This window comes from Massilia sp. SYSU DXS3249, from assembly GCF_053668055.1.
In genome coordinates this window covers 67,693-86,896 of the sequence record NZ_JBSIPX010000001.1, presented here as the reverse complement: position 1 = coordinate 86,896, position 19,204 = coordinate 67,693, and the positions used below count along the sequence as shown (strand labels likewise).

Genomic DNA, 19,204 nt, shown 5'->3' with positions numbered 1-19,204 from the left:
TGCTTTCCCTAGTTATTCTGTAATTAACCGAAACGACCGGTGATGTAATCCTGAGTCTCTTTTTTTGCCGGGTTCATGAACAGCTGGTCCGTCTCGCCGAATTCCACCAGTTCGCCCAGGTACATGTAGGCAGTGTAATCCGAGCAGCGCGCAGCCTGCTGCATGTTGTGGGTCACGATGGTGATCGTGTAATCCTGCTTCAGTTCGCTGATCAGTTCCTCGATCTTCGCCGTCGAGATCGGGTCGAGCGCCGAAGTCGGCTCGTCGAGCAGCAGCACGTCGGGCTTCACCGCCACGCCGCGCGCGATGCACAGGCGTTGCTGCTGGCCGCCGGAGAGCGACAGGCCGCTCTTGTTCAGCTTGTCCTTCGCCTCTTCCCACAGCGCCGCCTTCTTCAGGGCCCATTCGACGCGCTCGTCCATCTCGCCCTTCGAGAGGTTTTCGTAGAGGCGCACGCCGAAGGCGATATTGTCGTAGATCGACATCGGGAACGGGGTCGGCTTCTGGAACACCATGCCGATCTTCGCGCGCAGCATGTTGACATCGACGCCGGGCTCGAGGATGTTGCGGCCGCGGTAGACGATCGAGCCTTCCGCGCGCTGCCCCGGGTACAAATCGTACATGCGGTTCAGGGTGCGCAGCAGGGTCGACTTGCCGCAGCCCGACGGGCCGATGAAGGCGGTCACCTGCTTCTCGTGGATGTCGAGCGAGACCTTCTTCAGGCTCTGGGTCTTGCCGTAGTAGAAATCAAGGCCCGAGATTTCGATGGTCTTGTTTTTCTGCGCGGCGGCCGCTGGACTCATGGTTGGCATCGGTTGGGTCATGGATCGGTCGTGATTCGTCAGTATGGATTAACGCGGGGTCTTCTGGGTGAAGACGGTACGCGACAGGATGTTCAGGAACAGCACGGTGAAGGTCACCAGCAGCGCGCCACCCCAGGCCAGCGAGCGCCAGTCGTCGTAGGGGCTCATCGCGTAGGTGTAGATCACGACCGGCAGGTTGGCCATCGGCGCATTCATGTCAGTGCTGAAGAACTGGTTGTTCAGGGAGGTGAACAGCAGCGGCGCGGTCTCGCCCGAGATGCGGGCCAGGGCCAGCAGCACGCCGGTCACGACGCCCGCCTTGACGGCGCGCAGGCGCACCAGCATTGCCACCTTCCAGCGCGGCGCGCCGAGGGCAAAGGCGGCTTCGAGCAGGCTGTTGGGCACCAGGCGCAGCATGTTGTCGGTCGAGCGCACCACCACCGGCACCGCGATCAGCGACAGCGCCAGGCTGCCGGCCCAGCCGGAGAAGTGGCCGGCATTGGCGACGTAGAGGGCGTAGACGAACAGGCCGATCACGATCGACGGGGCCGACAGCATGATGTCGGTGACGAAGCGCGTGACCTGGGCAAACTTGTTGCCCTCGCCGTACTCTGCCAGGTAGATGCCGGCGAGGATGCCGACCGGGGTGCTGATCAGGGTCGACAGGCCGACCATCAGCAGGCTGCCGACGATGGCGTTGCGCAGGCCGCCGGGGCTGCCCGGGGCCGGGGTGTCGGCGCTGAACATCGAACCGGACAGCGCTCCAAAACCGTTGACCAGCAGGGTGAACAGAATCCAGGCCAGGAAGGCCAGGCCGATGGCCATGGCGCATACCGACAGCACGATGCCGATGCGGTGCGCCAGCAGGCGCCGGCGGTACACAGGGTTCTTGACGACGCCCTTCATTTCACACCTTCCTTGCGGGACATGCCCAGCAACATCAATTTGGCAGCCGCCAGCACCACCAGGGTGATCGCGAACAGGATCAGGCCGAGGGCGAACAGCGAGGACGAGTGCAGGCCCGGGGTCGCTTCGGCGAATTCGTTGGCCAGGGTCGAGGAGATCGAGTTACCCGGCATGAAGAGCGAGGACGACAGCTCGTGGGCGTTACCGATGACGAAGGTGACCGCCATCGTTTCGCCCAGCGCCCGGCCCAGGCCCAGCATCACGCCGCCGACCACGCCGTTGCGGGTGTAGGGCAGCACGACCTTGCGCACCACTTCCCACTTGGTGCAGCCCAGGCCATAGGCCGATTCCTTGAGCACGCTCGGGACGATCTCGAACACGTCACGCATCACCGAGGAAATGAAAGGGATGATCATCACGGCCAGGATCAGGCCGGCGGTGAGGATGCCCATGCCCATCATCGGGCCCTGGAACAGCTGGCCGATGATGGGCAGCTCGCCCAGGGTGCTCTGCAGCAGCGGCTGCACGTGGTCGGCGAACAGGGGCGCGAACACGAACAGGCCCCACATGCCGTAGATGATCGAGGGCACGCCGGCCAGCAGCTCGACCGCGGTGCCCATCGGGCGGCGCAGCCAGGCCGGGCAGATTTCGGTGAGGAAGAGCGCGATGCCGAAGCTGATCGGGAAAGCGACCAGCAGCGCGATGACGGAAGTGGCAACCGTGCCCCAGATCGCGATCAGGGCGCCGTAGCGGTCTTCGACCGGGTCCCATTCGGCGCTGGTGAGGAAGCCGGGGCCGAATTCCTTGAGCGCGGGCGCGGCGCCGATGGCCAGCGAGACGATGATGCCGACCAGGGCCAGCAGCACCGTCACCGCGAACAGCAGCGTGATCTTATGGAAGAGGAAGTCCTGGATGCGCTGGTTGCGCATGGTCTTGCGCAAGGCGGCCTGGCTGGGGTCAAGCACGGCCGCGCCGGCCGGTTCCTGGATGACGACGGAAGGATGTGCGCTCATGTGGTGTTCTTATCGTATGTACGGCAGTTCTGCTGCGCTGAGTAGCAAGCCGCCGGAAACGAGTCCGGCGGCGCTTTTCTCTTCCTTACCAGACCGGCTTGCCCGCACTGTCCTTCAGGTTCGCGCGCCAGGCGTCCTGGACCAGCTTGGTGACGTTGTCCGGCATCGGCACGTAGTCGAGGTCGGCCGCGGCAGCATCGCCGTTCTTGTAGGCCCAGTCGAAGAACTTCAGCACTTCCTTGCCCTTGGCGGCATCGGCCTGCGCCTTGTGCACGATGATGTAGGACGCGCCGGTGATCGGCCAGCTGGCCTTGCCCGGCTGGTCGGTCAGCACCACGGCGAAGCCCGGGGCCTTGGCCCAGTCGGCGCTGGCGGCGGCGGCCTTGAAGGCGGCGTCGTCCGGCTGGAGGAAGGCGCCGTCGCGGTTTTGCAGCTGGGTGTGCGACATGCGGTTCTTCTTGGCGTAAGCCCATTCGACATAGCCGATCGAGCCCTTGATGCGCTGCACGTAGGCGGCCACGCCTTCGTTGCCCTTGCCGCCGACGCCGGTCGCCCACTTGACCGACGTGCCAGCGCCGATCTTGAGCTTCCAGTCCGGGCTGGCCTTCGACAGGTAGTCGGTGAACAGGAAGGAGGTGCCCGAGCTGTCGGCGCGGCGCACGACGGTGATGTTGTCGGCCGGGAGCTTCACGCCCGGGTTCAGCGCGGCGATCGGCTGCGCGTTCCACTTGGTGATCTTGCCCATGAAGATGTCGGCCAGCACGGCGCCGGTCAGCTTGACCTGGCCCGGGGCGACGCCCGGCAGGTTCACGACCGGCACCACGCCGCCCATGATGGCCGGGAACTGGAACAGGCCCGCCTGGTTCAGCTCGTTGGCCGGCAGCGGCATGTCGGACGCGCCGAAGTCGACGGTCTTCGCCTTGATCTGCTTGATGCCCGCGCCCGAACCGACCGACTGGTAGTTCAGGCCGTTGCCGCTGGCAGCCTTGTACATTTCCGCCCATTTGGCGTAGATCGGATAGGGGAAGGTCGCGCCGGCGCCGGTGATGTTGACGGCCTGGGCATTCGCAGCGAAGGCCGAGGCTGCCACTGCGATCGAAATGAACAGGTGCTTCATACGCATATCAGATCCTTTCAAGGTGTGCGCCTCGGGTGTCCCATCCGGCGCTGCCGGGGTTCCCCGACGAATGAGGCGCAGTCTAACGGCCGAATATGACAAGTTCATGACATGGCAACAGCCGGATGTCATCGAATCGATGACACGCGTTTTTTGGCTGTCATATCTGTGTTTCAAACGCGTTTCAAATCGGTGAATGCGGGGCGTAGCCCGCCGATGCTGGCGTCATCCTGCCGCGATCCCTTGTTTGGAAGCACACGATTGGCTTTATGACATCGCCTGCGCCCCCACCCTGCCGTCGCGCGAACCCGGCTGCAAAATAGGGCTTGCCGCCCTTGCAAATACACCACTGGCTGCTATGCTCAAAGTGTAGTCATTGCATGGAGGGGATGCTGAAAAGCGTCTGGCAATTATGTGGAATGTGTTTGTATTCGCAATATTAAGTGGCATGGTCGGTCTGATTGCCTACGAAATCTTCCAGGAAGTCGGCGGCAGTTCGGGCGCCCTGCACGACCGCTATCACGAATAGCGTATTGCCCGTTCGACGGGCACATGTAAAAAGCGGCGAGGCCCACAAGGCGCTCGCCGCTTCGCATTTCGATTACCCGTTTGTCCGGTCCTAGCGCAGGAAACGCGAGATCGCCGTCATGACGCCCAGTTCCAGGTGCAGAAATTGCAGCCCGACCTTGAATTCGCCGCTGCTGAGGATGCAATACAGGGTCTTGCCGCGCGTATTGACCGGCACCACCGTCCCGTCGACCAGCATGTCGAAACGCACCTGCACCGTCTGCCCGCTGGGGACCGGATGCGGCACGTTCAGGCTGACGCCGCTGGCGCTGATGTCGGTGGTGCGGCCTAGCACCGGGGCCGCGCCCTCGGCGGCCAGCATGGCCCTCGTCTTGAATACCTTGCGCGGGGACTGCCTTTGTTCTGTCTGCACGAATCACACTACTTGGTTACCAATGAGTTGTGATTATATGCAATGCAAATAAAACCCGCAGGCGGTCTCCCCGTTTTTTCAGTCCAGCTCGCGCAATTTCGTAAACGCCTGGTCGATGCGCTCGACCGCGATGATGGTCATGCCTTCGATCTTTTGCTTCGGCGCGTTGCCTTTTGGCACCAACGCGATCGAGAAGCCGAGCTTGGCCGCCTCCTTCAGGCGCTCCTGGCCGCGCGGCGCCGGGCGGATCTCGCCGGCCAGGCCGACTTCGCCGAACACGACCAGGCCACGCGGCAGGGGCTTGTTGCGCATCGACGAGTTAATCGCGAGCAACACCGCGAGGTCGGCCGCCGGCTCGGCAATCTTCACGCCGCCGACCGCGTTGATGAACACGTCCTGGTCGAAGGCGGCGATGCCGGCGTGGCGGTGCAGCACCGCCAGCAGCATCGCCAGGCGGTTCTGTTCCAGGCCGACGGAGAGCCTGCGCGCGTTCGGCAGGTGGCTGGCGTCGACCAGGGCCTGGATTTCGACCAGCAGCGGGCGCGTGCCTTCCTGGGTCACCATCACGCAGGAACCAGGCACCTGGTTGTCGTGTTGCGAGAGGAACAGCGCCGACGGGTTGGAGACGCCCTTCAGGCCCTTCTCCGTCATCGCGAACACGCCCAGCTCGTTGACGGCGCCGAAGCGGTTCTTGATCGCCCGCACCAGGCGGAAGCTGGACTGGGTGTCGCCCTCGAAATAGAGCACGGTGTCGACGATGTGTTCCAGCACGCGCGGGCCGGCCAGCGCGCCCTCTTTCGTCACGTGGCCGACCAGGATGATGGTCACGCCGGTCTGCTTGGCCACCCGCGTGAGCTGGGCCGCGCACTCGCGCACCTGCGACACCGAACCCGGCGCCGCGGTGAGCGCGTCCGAGTACAGGGTCTGGATCGAGTCGATCACCGCCACTTCAGGCTTCAGGTCGGCCAGGGTGCCGAGGATTTTTTCGAGCTGGATCTCGGCCTGCAATTTGAGGTCCTTGGCTTCGACCTGCAGCCGGCGTGCGCGCAGGGCGATCTGGGCGCCGGATTCCTCGCCGCTGACATATAAAGTACTGCGCGTGGCGGCCAGGTTGCTGAGCGCCTGCAGCAGCAGGGTCGACTTGCCGATGCCGGGGTCGCCGCCGATCAGCACCACGCCGCCCGCCACCAGGCCGCCGCCCAGCACGCGGTCGAATTCCTCGATGCCGGTGCCGAAGCGCGGGACGTCGACCGCCTCGATGTCGGCCAGCGACAGCACCGGCGCGGTCTGCGCCAGCGCCTTGTGGTTCACGGTCTGCGACATGCGGTTCACGCCGGCCGACTCCACCGTGGTCTCGACCATCGTGTTCCAGGCCTTGCAGTCGGCGCACTGGCCGGTCCAGCGGCTGGTGACGCTGCCGCACTCGCTGCAGACGAATTGTGTTTTAGCCTTAGCCATGGGTGCCCAGCCTTCCTTCCGTGACGCGCACGCGCGGCGCGAGTGCGCACATCAATTCATAGCCGATGGTGCCGGAGGCGGTGGCCACCTCGTCGATCGGCAGGCCGTCGCCCCAGAGCGTGACCTTGCTGCCGATGCGCGCATTGCGGATCGGCGTGAGGTCGACCGTCATCATGTCCATCGACACGCGTCCGACCACCGAGGTGCGCACGCCGTCGACGATCACCGGGGTGCCGTGCGGCGCGTGGCGCGGGTAGCCGTCGGCATAGCCACAGGCGACCACCCCGACCTGCATCGGGCCACTTGCTTCGAACCGACTCCCGTAACCCACCGTGTCGCCGGCCACCAGGTCCTGGATCGCGATGATTTCCGAGGTGAGCGTCATCGTCGGACGCAGGCCGAAGTCGTGCGCGGTGCGCCCGCCGCCCGGCGTGCCGCCGTAGAGCATGATACCCGGGCGGACCCAGTCGTTGTGCAGCTCGGCCTGCAGCACGGCCTGGTGCAGCACGCCGGCCGAATTCGACAGGCTGCGCTCGCCCTCGAGGCCTCCCGCCCCCGCCTGGAAGCGCCGCACCTGCTCGCCGATGGCCAGGCGCGGATGTTCGAGCTCGTCGGCATTGGCGAAGTGGGTCATCAGGGTGATGTTGCGGATGCCGGGAATCGCGCGCAGGCGTTTGTAGGCGGCCGCGTATTCCTCGGGCTTGAAGCCGAGCCGGTTCATGCCGGTGTTCATTTTCAGGTGGACGTCGATCGGCCGATACAGCTGGGTGTACTCGAGCATCTTGATCTGCTCGAGGGAGTGGACCGTGCTGTTGATGTTGTGCTCCGCCAGCAGCGAGACGTCGCTCGCATCGAAAATCCCTTCCAGCAGCAGGATCGGCTTGATCCAGCCGAGTTCGCGCAGGCGCAGCGCGTTCTCGGTCTCGATCAGGGCCAGGCCGTCGGCCAGCGCGAAGCCGCGCATGCCGCGTTCCAGGCCGTGCCCGTAGGCGTTGGCCTTGACGACGGCCCAGGCCTTGGCGTCGGGCGCGCAGCTGCGGGCACGCGCGAGGTTATGCTGCATCGAGTCGAGATGAATGGTGGCGCAGAGCGGGCGTGGCATAGTTAGATAGTGGGAAATACGGTCGAAAACGGGCTGGAACGAACGGTCCGGCCGAAAGGCGCTATTTTACCGGACAGCCCCCTGTCCTGCGCGGCCGTTTCTTTGGGCGTACCCTCCTTTCATGGTATAAAGCAACCCACACTAGTTTCCAGACTCTTCGAATGAATCGTGGTTTTTACACCATCATGGCAGCGCAGTTTTTTTCGTCGCTGGCAGACAATGCGCTGCTTTTTGTAGCCATTGACGTGCTGGTCAGGATGAGCGCCCCGGCTTCGCTGACTCCCCTGCTCAAGCTCTCATTCGTGCTGTTCTATGTGCTGCTGGCCGCTTTCGTGGGCGCTTTTGCCGATTCGCTGCCGAAGGGCCGCGTCATGTTCATCGCCAACCTGATCAAGATCTTCGGTTGCGCCCTGATGTTCCTGACCGTGCATCCCCTGCTCGCCTACGCCGTCGTCGGCTTCGGCGCCGCCGTGTATTCGCCGGCCAAGTACGGCATCCTGACCGAACTGCTGCCGCCCGAAAAACTCGTCGTCGCCAATGGCTGGATCGAGGGCCTGACCGTGATGTCGATCATCTTCGGCACCGTGCTGGGCGGCGCGCTGGTCAGCAATGCCGGCTCGGCGCTCATGCTCGGCTTCGATTTCCCCCTGTTCGAGACCGGCATCGACACCACCAGCGAAGCGGCGATGGCCGTGGTGGCCGCGATCTACGTGATGGCCTCGCTGTTCAACCTGCGCATTCCCGATACCGGCGCACGCTACGAGCACCAGGAGCGCAATCCGGCCAAGCTGATCGCCGACTTCGCCAACTGCTCGGCCACGCTCTGGAAGGACAAGCTGGGCCAGATTTCGCTGGCCGTCACCACCCTGTTCTGGGGCGCCGGCGCCACCTTGCAGCTGATCGTCCTGAAGTGGGCCGAGCGTTCGCTGGGCATGACGCTCGACAAGGCGACCGGCCTGATCGGCGTGGTCGCGGTCGGCGTGGCGCTCGGCGCAGTGCTGGCGGCGCGCATGGTCCCGCTGCGCAAGTCCCTGACCGTGATCCCGATGGGCATCGTCATGGGCCTGGTCGTCACCATCATGGTGTTCGTGCACGACGTGATCATCGCCTACCCGCTGCTGGCCCTGATCGGCTTCCTGTCGGGCTTCTTCGTGGTGCCGATGAACGCGCTGCTGCAGCACCGCGGCCACGTGCTGATGAGCGCCGGCCACTCGATCGCGGTCCAGAACTTCAACGAAAACCTGTCGATCCTGACCATGCTGGCGCTGTACGCGATCATGATCACGCTGAACCTCGACCTGAACATCATCATCGTGCTGTTCGGGCTGTCGATCGCGGGGATTACTTACCTGATCCTGAGGCGGCACCAGGCGAATCAGAAGCAGCACGATTCGCTGGCGCTGATCGGCGAGCACAAGCATTAATTGGCGTCGTGTTTTTAGGGTGAACGGGTTTCCCGTCCACCCCACCCCTATGCAAACGATATTTGCATGATTGACAATATTACCAAATAATATTGCGCCCCAAATCCTTGCTGCGCTTCGCCTCCGCCCGCTCGCGCCAGTCGTTCGGCACGATGAATCCCCGTTCCACCTCCTCCACCAGCCCCGGCGTCTCGCGCACCACGGCCACCAGCACCGGCGAGGCGTTCGTTTCGAACTGGGCCTCGAGTTCCGCATGCAGCTGGGCGCGGTTCAGCAGCCAGGCGGCCTGCGCGGCGCGGAAAGGCGCCAGCCATTGCAGCTTCGGCAGGATGAGGAAGGCATCGGCGCCGAGCGCGTCGAGGTCCTGCAAGGCGCACCAGAAGCCGCGGCAGTGGCCGGCCGTGATGCCGCTCATCGCCGGCCAGCTGCCGGCTGGATAGAACAGCCAGCCCTTCACCAGCGCCCGCGCCGACACGACCGGGCGCGGCAATAAACTTTGCGCGGCCGGGTGCGCACCCAGCTCCAGCTGGCGCTCGAAGATCTTGCGCATCTTGGCGCCCAGGCTGTCGGCGAGGTTGGGGCCGACCAGGGTGTCGAACTGCGGTGCATCGGGCTGCGACCCGGCTTCGCCCTGCAGCAGGTAGAACTTGGTGGCGAATTCGATGTGCTCGACCGCGTCCGGGCCGGCATCGAGCAGGAAGTCGAATTCGCCGACCGTGTCGGTGCGGCTGGCGCGGATCTGCAGCCCGTGCGCGACCAGGCGGCCCTGTTGCTCGTAATAGAAGGCCATCAGCTTTTCGGCATACAGGCCGAGGCGGGTATAGACGCGGGTGCCGAGGGCGGCGTCGAGCGGGGCCGGGTCGCGGTCGAGGGCGGCGAGCCAGCGCTCCACCTCCGGCGTGACCGGGCCGGTCGATGCGATGCGGCCCTGCCAGTGCGGGGCGGCGGCGTCCAGCAGATCCGGCGAGTCGAGCAGCCAGGCCAGGGCGCGCACCCGGGCGCGCCGCAGGTGGCCCCAGCGGCGGTGGAAGGACAGCTGGTAGCTATCGGCTCCGTCGCGCATGGCTGGCTCGGGCGCGGCACAGGTCGGCCCAGGCGAGCGCCTTGTCCAGGCCGCGCCGCAGCAGTTCGCCCGGGTGCAGGGTGGCCACCAGGGCGGCGTCCTGGTACGCGTGCTCGCCGCCGCGGCTGCCGGCCAGCGGCGCCGAGAGCGGCTTGCCGAGCAGGCCGTTGGCGGCGATCTGGCCCAGCGTCAGCACGGTTGTCGCGCCCGTCAGGGCCAGCTCGCGCTCGAGGAAGGGACGGCAGGCGGCCGCTTCGTCGGCGGTCGGTGCCCGGTCGCCGCCGTTGGCGCTGGCCGGGCGGCATTTGACGAGCTGGGTCACGTAGACATTCTTCTCGCGCGACAGCCCGACCGCGGCCAGCATGTTGTCGAACAGCTTGCCGGTGTCGCCGGCCAGCGGCTGGCCGGCCTGCTCGTCTGCAGCGGTGGCGGCGCCGGCGGCCACGAACCAGCGCGCCTGGCGGCTGCCGGCGCCCAGCACGGGCTTGCGGCCGGCGCAGGAACCGCAGCGCTCGCAGCGCGCGATGGCCGCGTGCAGCTCCTCCCAGTCCATGCGGGCGATGGCGTCCAGGCTGTCGGCCGGTTCCGCTTCCTCGACCGGTGCGGGCGCGGGCGGCGTCCAGGGAGCCGGCGCGGGCGCGGAAGTGAGGGGAATCTCGCCCCAGGCCGGGTCGCGCGGCGGTGGCGGCACGAAGCCGGGTTCAGGCGTGGCCGGGGCCGGGGCCTCGGCAGCCGGCGCTGTTTCTGCAAACTCGGCGGCTGCCTCTTCGGCCGCCCCGACGCCAGGTTCGACAGCAGCTTCAGCCTCCGCCGTTTCAGTCGGTTGACGGCGCAGGCGCCACAAGGGCGTAATGCCCATCTCGGCGAGGAAGACCTCGTCGCGGTCGCTGACGTTCATAGTGTGTGCCTCATCACGATGGCATCCTCGCGCTTGCCTTCATGGGCAGGATAATACCCCTTGCGGCGGCCGATCTCGGCGAAGCCGAAGCGTTTGTAGACCGCCAGGGCGCGTTCGTTGGTCGGGCGCACCTCGAGCAGCACCGATTCGGCGCCCATCTCGCGCGCGCGTCCGCACAGGGTGTCGAGCAGGTAGCGGCCGAGGCCCTTGCCATGGCGCTCGCCGGCGACGGCCACATCGAGCAGGTGGGCCTCGTCGAGCGCGTACATCAGCAGGAAGTAGCCGGCCAGCTTGCCGGCGCCTTTCCCATCCACCTCGCGTAAAACCCAGGCGTCGTAGCCGGCCGCCAGCGAGTCGGCGAAGTTCGCGCGGCTCCACGGATGCGGGAACACGCTGCATTCGAGCGCGTGCACCTCGTCCAGGTCGGCAGCCGTCATCGGCACCAGCACCAGGCCCGCGCTGGCGGGAGCGTTCATCATGCGTCCACCTTGGTGACCGCCTTGGCCGCGTTGATCGCCTGGCGCTCGGCGCTGGTGAAGGCGACCTTGTTGCGCAGGTAGAGCGGCTGGGCCTGGGCGGCCGGCACCCCCTGCCCCGCCGCCAGCGCAGCCGCGCCGATCGCAACCATGTCGCGCGCGTGCGGCACGATCGCCGTGTCGGCCGCGGCGGCGAAGGCCTTGCCGGCGAAGGCGTCGGGATAGGCGGCGAAGCCGTTGCCGCAGGCGGCCAGGCCTTCCACCGGCTGCGGCTGCACTGCCGCCGGATCCGACAGGGCCGGCTCGAGCACGGCCTGCCAGGCGCCGCCGGCGTAGCGGTACTGGGCCCAATAGACTTCGCCCATGCGCGCGTCGAGCACGGCCAGCACCTCGGTCGCGCCGCTGCGCGCGCGGCAGGCCTCGGCCATCGCTTCGAGCGTGACGAGCGGGATCACCGGCAGATTGGCGCCGAAGGCCAGCCCCTGGGCCACGCCGCAGGCGGTACGCACGCCGGTGAACGAACCGGGACCGGCGCCGAAGGCGATGGCGTCGACCTGCGCCAGCGCCAGGCCGGCTTCGCGCAGCAGCTCCTGCACCATCGGCAGCACCGATTGGGAATGGGTGCGCACGCCGTCCGACTCACGCGAGAGGACAGTGGCAGCTGCACTGGCGCCGGCAGTGGGACCGGTATGCAGCGCGCACGAAGCGAGTTCCGACGAGGTTTCGATGGCAAGAATGGTAGGCATACCGTATTTTAACCCGGCGCGGCCGCTCCTATCCATGGCCCGGCGCGCGCCGCGGCAGTGCGACACGGCCGTTGTGGGGGACTTGCGCCAAGGGTAGAATGCGCCCATGCATAGCCTAACGCTCGAGTCAGACAACCGTGACGACATCCAGGCCGCCATCAGCGGCGGTCGCTGGATCGTCGCCTGCCTGTGCGCCGCCTGGTGCGGCACCTGCGGCTCCTACCGCACCGCTTTCGAGGCGCTGGCGGGGCGCCATCCCGACATGACCTTCGTCTGGATCGACGTCGAAGACCAGGCCGACGTCGTCGGCGACCTCGATGTCGAGAATTTCCCGACCCTGCTGGTGCAGCGCGAGGATACGGTCGCCTTCTTCGGCACCATGCTGCCCGATGCGACCGTCGCGGAGCGCCTGGTGCTGGCGCAGGCGGAACTGGCGCCGGAAGAGCTGGCGCGCCTGGCCGGATCGAACGAGGAAAGGCGCGGCTGGCAGCGCGACTGCAACCTGCGCACCCTTCTGCGCGACGCGGCCTAGCCTGGTATTGCCGGCTGGCCGGGCGCCTCAGGCCAGCCGCAACGGCAAACTGCGCAGCCTTTGCCCGGTCAGCTTGAACACGGCCGCCGCCACCGCCGGCGCCAGCGGCGGCACGCCCGGCTCGCCCACGCCTTCCGGCGGCTCGGCGCTGGGGACAATGACCGTCTCCACGTGCGGCGTGCGGTCCAGGCGCAGCACCGGGTAGTCGCCGAAGTTCGCCTGCTCCACCCGTCCGCCCTTGATGGTGATTTCGCCCCCGAGCGCGGCCGACAGCGCGAACACCACCGACGACTCCATCTGCTGGGCGACGATGTTCGGGTTGACGACGATGCCGCAGTCGATCGCGCACACGACGCGGTGCACGCGGATCTCCCTGCCCTGGGCCGACACCTCGATCGACACCTCGGCCACCTGGGCCACGATGCTGCCGAAGGACTGGTGAACGGCAAGGCCGTGCGCGCGTCCGGCAGGAACCGCGCCTGCAGCCTTGAGCGCCGCATCGAGCACCGCCAGGTGGCGCGGATGCTCCTTCAGCAGCGCGCGCCGGTAAGCGACGCCGTCCTGCCCCGCCGCGTGCGCCACCTCGTCGAGGAAGGCTTCCTTGAAAAAGGCATTGTGCGAGTGGCCGACCGAGCGCCAGTAGCCGAGCGGCACCGCGCTGTCGACGATCACGTGGGCGATGCGGCGGTTGGCGATCTCGTACTGCATGTCGTACTCGCCCTCGGCCGTGGTCTTGTCCGGTCCCATCATGGGCATGCCCATGTTGCGCGGGAAGTACTGGTGGCCGATGGCGCCGCTGGCGGACTTGTTGTCCCAGGCCAGCAGCCGCCCGCGCGCGTCCAGGCGCGCGGTGAAGCGCGCCAGCGCCGCCGGGCGGTAGACGTCGTGCCGGGTGTCGTCCTCGCGCGTCCAGATCAGCTGCACCGGCTGGCCCTGGGTACGCAGCGCCACCGCCACCGCCTGCGCCACCATGTCGGTTTCCAGGCGGCGCCCGAAGCCTCCGCCGAGCAGCATCACGTCGATCGCGACGTCCTCGCGCGCCACGCCGGCCACCTTGGCCGCGACGTCCACGGCGATGCTCGGCACCTGGGTGGACGCCCACAGGCGCACCTTGCCGCCCGCGACCTGGGCGGTGCAGTTGACCGGCTCCATCGCCGCATGCGCCAGGAAAGGCGCGCGGTATTCGGCGCTGACCACCTGCGCCACGCCCTCCACGTCCTGGCTGCCGGACTCGAAATAGGCGTAGCCCGATTCCCTGTCGAGCGCCTCGGCCAGGCCGGCGAAGACCGATTCCGTCGAAAGGCTTGCCGCATCGTGGTCGTGCCAGCGCACCAGCAGCGCCGCGGCCGCCGTCTTCGCCTGCCACCAGCTGCGCGCCACCACGGCCAGGCCGGCCCCGGCGCCGGTGTGCGGCCCCAGCGAACTGGAAAGATCGACGACACCTAGCACGCCCGGCATCGCCTTCACGTCCTCCGCATCGAAGTAAGCCACCGTGCCGCCGATCACGGGCGACATCCGCACCGCCGCATACAGCAGGCCGGGCGGGCGGGCGTCGATGCCGAACAGCGCCGAGCCGTCGACCTTGGCCGGCGTGTCGCGCCGCGCCGCCGGCTTGCCGATCAGGCGGAAGGCCGCCGGCTCCTTCAGGCGCACGTCGGCCACGGCTATGCCGGCGCCGGCTTGCGCCGCGCGCGCGGCGAGGCTGCCGTAGGACGCGCGCCGGCCGTCGCGATGGAGTACGAAGCCGTCCTCGGTGCGGCACTGCGCGGGCGGGCACTTCCACTCGTCGGCAGCGGCCTGCACCAGCATCGCGCGCGCCACGGCGCCGGCTTCGCGCATCGGCTGCCAGGCATCCCTGATGCTGCTCGAGCCGCCCGTGAACATGACGCCCAGTTCGCGCCCGATCTTCCCCAGCACCCACTGGGTGCCGTCCTTCACGTTGCCGCGCTCGTCCGGATGGAAAGGCAGGTTCTCGCGCATCATCGTCATGTTGCCGAAGATCTTGTCGATCGGCGCGGCCATGATGGCGACATCGGCCAGCGGCACGTCGAGCTCCTCGGCCACCAGCATCGGCAGCGCCGTGTGCACGCCCTGCCCCATTTCGCTGCGCGGCACCACCACCGAGACCCGCCCGTCGGGAGCGATCGCGACCCAGCCGTTGAGGGCGACGGCGCCCTGCTCCACCGGCAGCGGGGAAGCCGTGTGCAGGCGCTGGCGCGGCGGGCGCAGGCCCCAGCCGACCAGCAGCGCGCCGCCCGCAACCAGGCCGCCGAGCAGGAAGCGGCGGCGCCTGCGCGACGGCGGCACGGCGCCGCTGCCGGCTACCTCGTTTGCCGGCTCGCTTGGCGGCACATTCACTGGCTCATTTACTGACAATACTGCGGCCTGCGTGTCTCTCATCCTGTTCCCATTGCTGCAGCAGCTCGTCCGGCGCCACCGGGCGCCCGTACAGGTAACCCTGCGCGCGCGTGCACCCGTGGCGCAGCAGGAAGGCTGCCTGTTCTTCCGTTTCGACCCCTTCGGCGATCACCGAGAGGTTCATGCTTTTCCCCAGCTGGATGATGGCGATCGCGATCGCCTCGTCGTTCGAGTCGAGCGCGATGTCCTTGATGAAGCTGCGGTCGATCTTGAGCACGTCCACCGGCAGCTGCTTCAGGTAGGCCAGCGAGGAGTAGCCGGTGCCGAAGTCGTCGATCGCCAGGCCCACGCCCATCGCGTGCAGCTCGTGCACGAAGGCCAGCGCGTCGCCCGTGTTCATGATGACCGACTCGGTCACTTCCAGCTGCAGGCGCCGCGGCGCCAGCCCGGTTTCGGCAAGTACCCGCGCCACCTGCGGCGCCATCGCCCCACGCTCGACCTGGCGCACCGAGAGGTTGACCGCCATCTTCGGCACCGCCAGGCCGGCCTCGTCCCAGCGCCCCATCTGGCGGCAGGCTTCGAGCAGCACCCACTCGCCGATCTGGTTGATGAAGCCGGTGTCCTCGGCCATCGGGATGAAGCGCACCGGGCTCACCAGTCCCAGCTCGGCATTATGCCAGCGCACCAGGGCCTCGACCCCGATCAGGCGCCCGTCTTCGATGTCGACCTGGGGCTGGTAGTGCAGGAAGATTTCACCGCGCTCGATCGCGCGCCGCAGCAGCGCTTCCATGCGCAGGCGCTCGACGCCCTCGCCGTCCATGTCGCGCGCATAGAACTGGTAGCCGTTGCGCCCGCGCGACTTGGCCTGGTACATCGCCACGTCGGCATTCCGCACCAGCAGGTTGGCGTCCAAGCCGTCTTCCGGGAACAGGCTGATCCCGATGCTGCCGGTGACGAACAGCTCGTGGCCGGCCACCTCGAAAGGCTGCTCGAACATGCCCATCATCTTGTCGGCCACCTGGCGCGCGCCGTGGGCCCCGGTCACGTTCTCGAGCAGGACAATGAATTCGTCGCCGCCCAGGCGCGCCAGCGTGTCGCCTTCGCGCAGGCGCTTGCCCAGGGCCGCCGCGACCTGTTTCAGCAGCTCGTCGCCGACATGGTGGCCGAGGGTGTCGTTGACGTTCTTGAAGCGGTCGAGGTCGATGAACATGACGGCCAGCTGCTGGCTCTCGCGGGTGGCGCGCCCGATCGCATGCAGCAGGCGATCCTGGAACAGCAGGCGGTTGGGCAGCCCGGTCAGCGGGTCGTGGTGGGCCAGGTAGTCGAGCTTGTCCTGCGATTCCTTCAGGCGCGTGATGTCGCTGAAGACGCCCACGTAATGCGCGACCTTGCCGGACGCGTCGCGCACCGTCGACACGGTCAGCCACTCGAGATAGGTGCTGCCGTCCTTGCGCGTGCTCCACAGCTCGCCGCGCCAGAAACCGGTGTCGCTGAGCTGGCGCCACATGGTCCAGTACAGGTCCTGGTCGTCGCGGCTGGTGCGCGTGACGCTCCAGGGGCGGCCCGTGACCTCTTCCTCGGTCCAGCCGGTGATGTGGGTAAAGGCGGGGTTCACGGCGACGATGGTGCCGTGCACGTCGACCACCATCACGCCGTCGGCGATGTGTTCGAGCACGGTACTCGACAGGCGCAGCTTCTCCTCGGCTTCCTTGCGCTCGGAGATGTCGGCGAACACCCAGATGTTGCCCGCTTCCGGATGGCCGGGATCGACCGGGCTGCCGCTCACCAGGCACCACAGCAGGCTGCCGTCGCTGCGCCGGAACTGGCGCTCGTGGCTGGGGTCCCCGCCCTCGGCCAGCACCGGGAAGTAACGGTCTTCGGCGGCGGCATGTTCGCGGCCGCTGGCAAACAGGATCGATGCGGGCTTGCCGACCAGGGCGGCGCCGGGGTAGCCGAACAGTTCTTCAGAGCGGCGGTTGACCGAGACGATGCGCCGTTCGCGGGTGAACACGACGCCGAACATCACGTTGTCGAGGATGGCGCCCTGCTCGGCCAGCAAGGCGGCGATGCGCATTTCGTTGTGCTTGCGCTCGCTGATGTCGGAGATGATGCCGTCGACCCAGAAGCCGTCGGCGCCCGGCACCCGCTGCGGCTGGCCGCTCTCGAGCACCCAGCGCTCGTTGCCCCGGGCGTCGTTGATCCGGTATTCAACCTGGTAGCTGCTGCCGGACAGGAGGGCGTCGCGCGTCACCTGGCGCTGCAGGCGCCGGTCCTCAGGCACGACCAGGTTGGACCAGTCCTCGGTGGTGCCGCGCATCAGCTGCGCGGCCGGCACGCCGGAGATGTCCTCGATGGCGTCGCTGACGAAATCGATGGCGCCGCCCGGCCGCGCGCGGAAAACCGCGCCCGGCACCTGGGTGACGATGGTGCGGAACTGTTCCTCGCGCCGCGCGACGTCGACGAACAGGTCGCGGATCGCCACCCGCATGCGTTCCATCTGGGTGCCGAGGCGGCCGAGTTCGCCCGGTGCTTCCAGCACCAGCGGCGTGTCGAAGTCGCCGCGCGAGAGGCGGTCGGAAAAGCCGCTGAGCGTCTGCAGGGGCACGCGCAGCCGGCGCCGCAGGAAAGCGAGGATCAGCGCCAGCGACACCAGCACCTGCACCGCCAGCACCAGCGCGTAGTTGCGCTGCTTGCGGTGCAGGGCCTGGGCGCGCAGCAGGTCGTCCATCTCGATGCGCACCTGGCCGATGCGCTCGCCCTGGACCTCGATGTCGCGCGTGGCGTGCACCACCCTGCCCAGCGGGCGCGGCGCCGCGCGCACGTCCATGAAGGTGGAGTATTGCGGCGTGTCCTGGGCGCCCGTCACCTGGACCCGCACGACCGAGGGGTCGCGCATGACGGCATGGACCAGCGAGCGCGCGGCGTCGGTATTCATGTCCCAGAGCGACTCCTGCATGCCGAGCGAGAGGATGTCGGCGTTGCGCTGCAGGGTGTCGTTCAGTTCGGCGACGGTCGATTCGCGTTCCTGCACCACGAGCAGGAAGTAGCCGGCCACCAGCACCGGGATCACCAGCCCGCCGACGATGACGACGAGCATCGCGCCGTATACCGACCGGGCATGGAACCGGGTCAGTCTCGACGTGAATCCGCGCAGGTCAATCCGGGGCATAGTCTGGCTGCATTGGTTGGCGCCGGCGCTGCCGGCCTGGGGTGACAGGATCCTGCCACGCATTATGCATGCAAAAATTGCTGTGAGTTACCAATTTCGGGCTGTGGCCGGGCGGCAACCGCCGGTAGCAAGCCTGGAGCGCCTGCCTGTCACAGCCCTATCATCGCACAGCACCACCCAGTCCGGCGGCGGCGCTTCCAACCGTGCTCAGGTGTTGCGGCGGGGGTAGCCCTGGGCGAGGATGCGCTGCCACACGACTTCCTTCTGCGCCGCGTCCATCGAGACCCAGTGCGCCACCTCGGCCACGGTACGCCCGCAGCCGCGGCAGACGTCGTCGAAGGTGGTCGAGCAGACGGCGACGCAGGGCGTGTCCGGCCGTACGGGAATGCTGGGCGCAGCGGCGCCCGGATTATCGTGCTGGTCCGACATCGAGCTTGTCCCAGCCTTCGTGGCCGAGCTGTTCCATGGTTTCGATGTTCTTCTCGAAGATCGCCTCGGCGTCCGGGAAGGCGTCGACGGCGCGCTCGATGCTGTCCTCGCGCAGCAGCTGCAGGATCGGGTAAGGCGCGCGGTTGGTGTAGTTCGAGATGTCGTTCTTGTCGGTGTCGGCGAACTGGTATTCCGGATGGAAGCTGGCCACCTGCAGCTCGCCGTCCAGGTGCATGTCCTCGACCGCGGCGTCGGCCACGTCGAGGAACTCGTTGTAGTCGAGGAAATCGTCAAGCACGAAGGGATGGATCAGCAGCGTGGTGTCGACCTTCTCGGCCGGGGTGTCGGACAGCAGCTGCAGCTCGTCCATCAGCTGCTCGAGCAGCGCTTCGGGCGTGGTCGCCGAAGAGACGACATAGCGCACCTGTTCTTTTACGTAGACGGCCTTGGCGAACGGGCACAGGTTCAGGCCGATGACGGCCTTTTCCAGCCAGCGGCGGGTGGCGGCGACGATCGCGTCGTCGTCGGCATTGAGATTGGTGTTCATGAGCTGCTTTCGATATAAAGACGCCGCCATGGGTTTCGTTCGGCGCGACCCGGATTGTACGCACAGTTTGCGTGTGCTCATAGGTCAGCCATTCGCCGGAGGTAAGTTAAAAGCCGGGCAGGAATAGCCGTACCGGCCTGGTTTGTTATCTGATGGATAACGCCATCCGCTGAAGGTTTTGTTTCTTAAGAGAAGCTACGTTTGGTAAAATGTTTTTGATACT

At 67.0% G+C, this 19,204-nt stretch carries 17 protein-coding genes; 2 read left to right on the top strand and 15 right to left on the bottom strand.

What is annotated here, in order from left to right; all coding sequences use genetic code 11:
* Nucleotides 1–23: 23 nt before the first annotated feature.
* The 7 genes from pstB to alr all read right to left on the bottom strand — a co-directional run bounded on the left by pstB (nucleotide 24) and on the right by alr (nucleotide 7,339).
* Nucleotides 24–824, bottom strand: coding sequence for a phosphate ABC transporter ATP-binding protein PstB (gene pstB, locus ACWCIA_RS00415; RefSeq protein WP_454159918.1), 801 nt, complete (start codon nucleotides 822–824; stop codon nucleotides 24–26).
* A gap of 27 nt (nucleotides 825–851) precedes the next feature.
* Complete coding sequence (gene pstA, locus ACWCIA_RS00410; RefSeq protein WP_454159916.1) at nucleotides 852–1,709, bottom strand: phosphate ABC transporter permease PstA; 858 nt, start codon at nucleotides 1,707–1,709, stop codon at nucleotides 852–854.
* On the bottom strand, nucleotides 1,706–2,722 hold the full coding sequence (gene pstC, locus ACWCIA_RS00405; RefSeq protein ID WP_454159914.1) for a phosphate ABC transporter permease subunit PstC: 1,017 nt from the start codon (nucleotides 2,720–2,722) through the stop codon (nucleotides 1,706–1,708). Before pstC ends, pstA begins: the two co-directional genes overlap by 4 nt.
* An 85-nt stretch (nucleotides 2,723–2,807) precedes the next feature.
* Nucleotides 2,808–3,839 carry a phosphate ABC transporter substrate-binding protein PstS gene (gene pstS, locus ACWCIA_RS00400; RefSeq protein ID WP_454160553.1) on the bottom strand — a complete coding sequence of 344 codons (1,032 nt, stop codon included), beginning with the start codon at nucleotides 3,837–3,839 and terminating at the stop codon, nucleotides 2,808–2,810.
* A gap of 619 nt (nucleotides 3,840–4,458) precedes the next feature.
* On the bottom strand, nucleotides 4,459–4,779 hold the full coding sequence (locus tag ACWCIA_RS00395) for a PilZ domain-containing protein (protein WP_454159912.1): 321 nt from the start codon (nucleotides 4,777–4,779) through the stop codon (nucleotides 4,459–4,461).
* A gap of 78 nt (nucleotides 4,780–4,857) precedes the next feature.
* The gene (gene radA / locus ACWCIA_RS00390; protein ID WP_454159910.1) at nucleotides 4,858–6,237 is read right to left on the bottom strand and encodes a DNA repair protein RadA; all 1,380 of its coding nucleotides are present in this window, start codon (nucleotides 6,235–6,237) and stop codon (nucleotides 4,858–4,860) included.
* Nucleotides 6,230–7,339, bottom strand: coding sequence for an alanine racemase (gene alr, locus ACWCIA_RS00385; protein WP_454159908.1), 1,110 nt, complete (start codon nucleotides 7,337–7,339; stop codon nucleotides 6,230–6,232). Before alr ends, radA begins: the two co-directional genes overlap by 8 nt.
* A 161-nt stretch (nucleotides 7,340–7,500) precedes the next feature.
* Here alr and lplT point away from each other — a divergent pair, with 161 nt between their 5' ends.
* Nucleotides 7,501–8,763, top strand: coding sequence for a lysophospholipid transporter LplT (lplT, locus tag ACWCIA_RS00380; protein WP_454159906.1), 1,263 nt, complete (start codon nucleotides 7,501–7,503; stop codon nucleotides 8,761–8,763).
* 79 nt (nucleotides 8,764–8,842) lie between these two features.
* Here the strand turns inward: lplT and ACWCIA_RS00375 are convergent, their stop codons facing one another.
* Genes ACWCIA_RS00375 through tsaB form a run of 4 tightly spaced genes read right to left on the bottom strand, consistent with a single transcriptional unit; the run spans nucleotide 8,843 to nucleotide 11,946 of the window.
* Complete coding sequence (locus ACWCIA_RS00375; protein ID WP_454159904.1) at nucleotides 8,843–9,826, bottom strand: DUF1853 family protein; 984 nt, start codon at nucleotides 9,824–9,826, stop codon at nucleotides 8,843–8,845.
* Nucleotides 9,807–10,724, bottom strand: coding sequence for a uracil-DNA glycosylase (locus tag ACWCIA_RS00370; RefSeq protein WP_454159902.1), 918 nt, complete (start codon nucleotides 10,722–10,724; stop codon nucleotides 9,807–9,809). Before ACWCIA_RS00370 ends, ACWCIA_RS00375 begins: the two co-directional genes overlap by 20 nt.
* Nucleotides 10,721–11,203, bottom strand: a complete 483-nt coding sequence (gene rimI, locus ACWCIA_RS00365; RefSeq protein WP_454159901.1) for a ribosomal protein S18-alanine N-acetyltransferase — start codon at nucleotides 11,201–11,203, stop codon at nucleotides 10,721–10,723. The genes ACWCIA_RS00370 and rimI overlap by 4 nt, the downstream gene beginning before the upstream one ends.
* Nucleotides 11,200–11,946, bottom strand: coding sequence for a tRNA (adenosine(37)-N6)-threonylcarbamoyltransferase complex dimerization subunit type 1 TsaB (gene tsaB / locus ACWCIA_RS00360; protein ID WP_454159900.1), 747 nt, complete (start codon nucleotides 11,944–11,946; stop codon nucleotides 11,200–11,202). The genes rimI and tsaB overlap by 4 nt, the downstream gene beginning before the upstream one ends.
* A 106-nt stretch (nucleotides 11,947–12,052) precedes the next feature.
* Between tsaB and ACWCIA_RS00355 the strand changes: the two genes are divergently transcribed.
* Nucleotides 12,053–12,478 carry a thioredoxin family protein gene (locus ACWCIA_RS00355; protein WP_454159898.1) on the top strand — a complete coding sequence of 142 codons (426 nt, stop codon included), beginning with the start codon at nucleotides 12,053–12,055 and terminating at the stop codon, nucleotides 12,476–12,478.
* A gap of 27 nt (nucleotides 12,479–12,505) precedes the next feature.
* Here ACWCIA_RS00355 and ACWCIA_RS00350 read toward each other — a convergent pair whose 3' ends face one another.
* From ACWCIA_RS00350 to ACWCIA_RS00335, 4 genes are all read right to left on the bottom strand, one after another.
* A complete protein-coding gene (locus ACWCIA_RS00350; RefSeq protein WP_454160551.1) occupies nucleotides 12,506–14,785 on the bottom strand; it encodes a molybdopterin cofactor-binding domain-containing protein in 2,280 nt (759 codons plus the stop codon).
* A 55-nt stretch (nucleotides 14,786–14,840) separates the two neighbouring features.
* Complete coding sequence (locus ACWCIA_RS00345; protein ID WP_454159896.1) at nucleotides 14,841–17,933, bottom strand: EAL domain-containing protein; 3,093 nt, start codon at nucleotides 17,931–17,933, stop codon at nucleotides 14,841–14,843.
* A gap of 279 nt (nucleotides 17,934–18,212) precedes the next feature.
* The gene (locus ACWCIA_RS00340; protein WP_454159894.1) at nucleotides 18,213–18,434 is read right to left on the bottom strand and encodes a DUF1289 domain-containing protein; all 222 of its coding nucleotides are present in this window, start codon (nucleotides 18,432–18,434) and stop codon (nucleotides 18,213–18,215) included.
* Complete coding sequence (locus ACWCIA_RS00335; RefSeq protein WP_454159892.1) at nucleotides 18,415–18,981, bottom strand: DUF1415 domain-containing protein; 567 nt, start codon at nucleotides 18,979–18,981, stop codon at nucleotides 18,415–18,417. The genes ACWCIA_RS00340 and ACWCIA_RS00335 overlap by 20 nt, the downstream gene beginning before the upstream one ends.
* Between the last annotated feature and the right edge of the window lie 223 nt (nucleotides 18,982–19,204).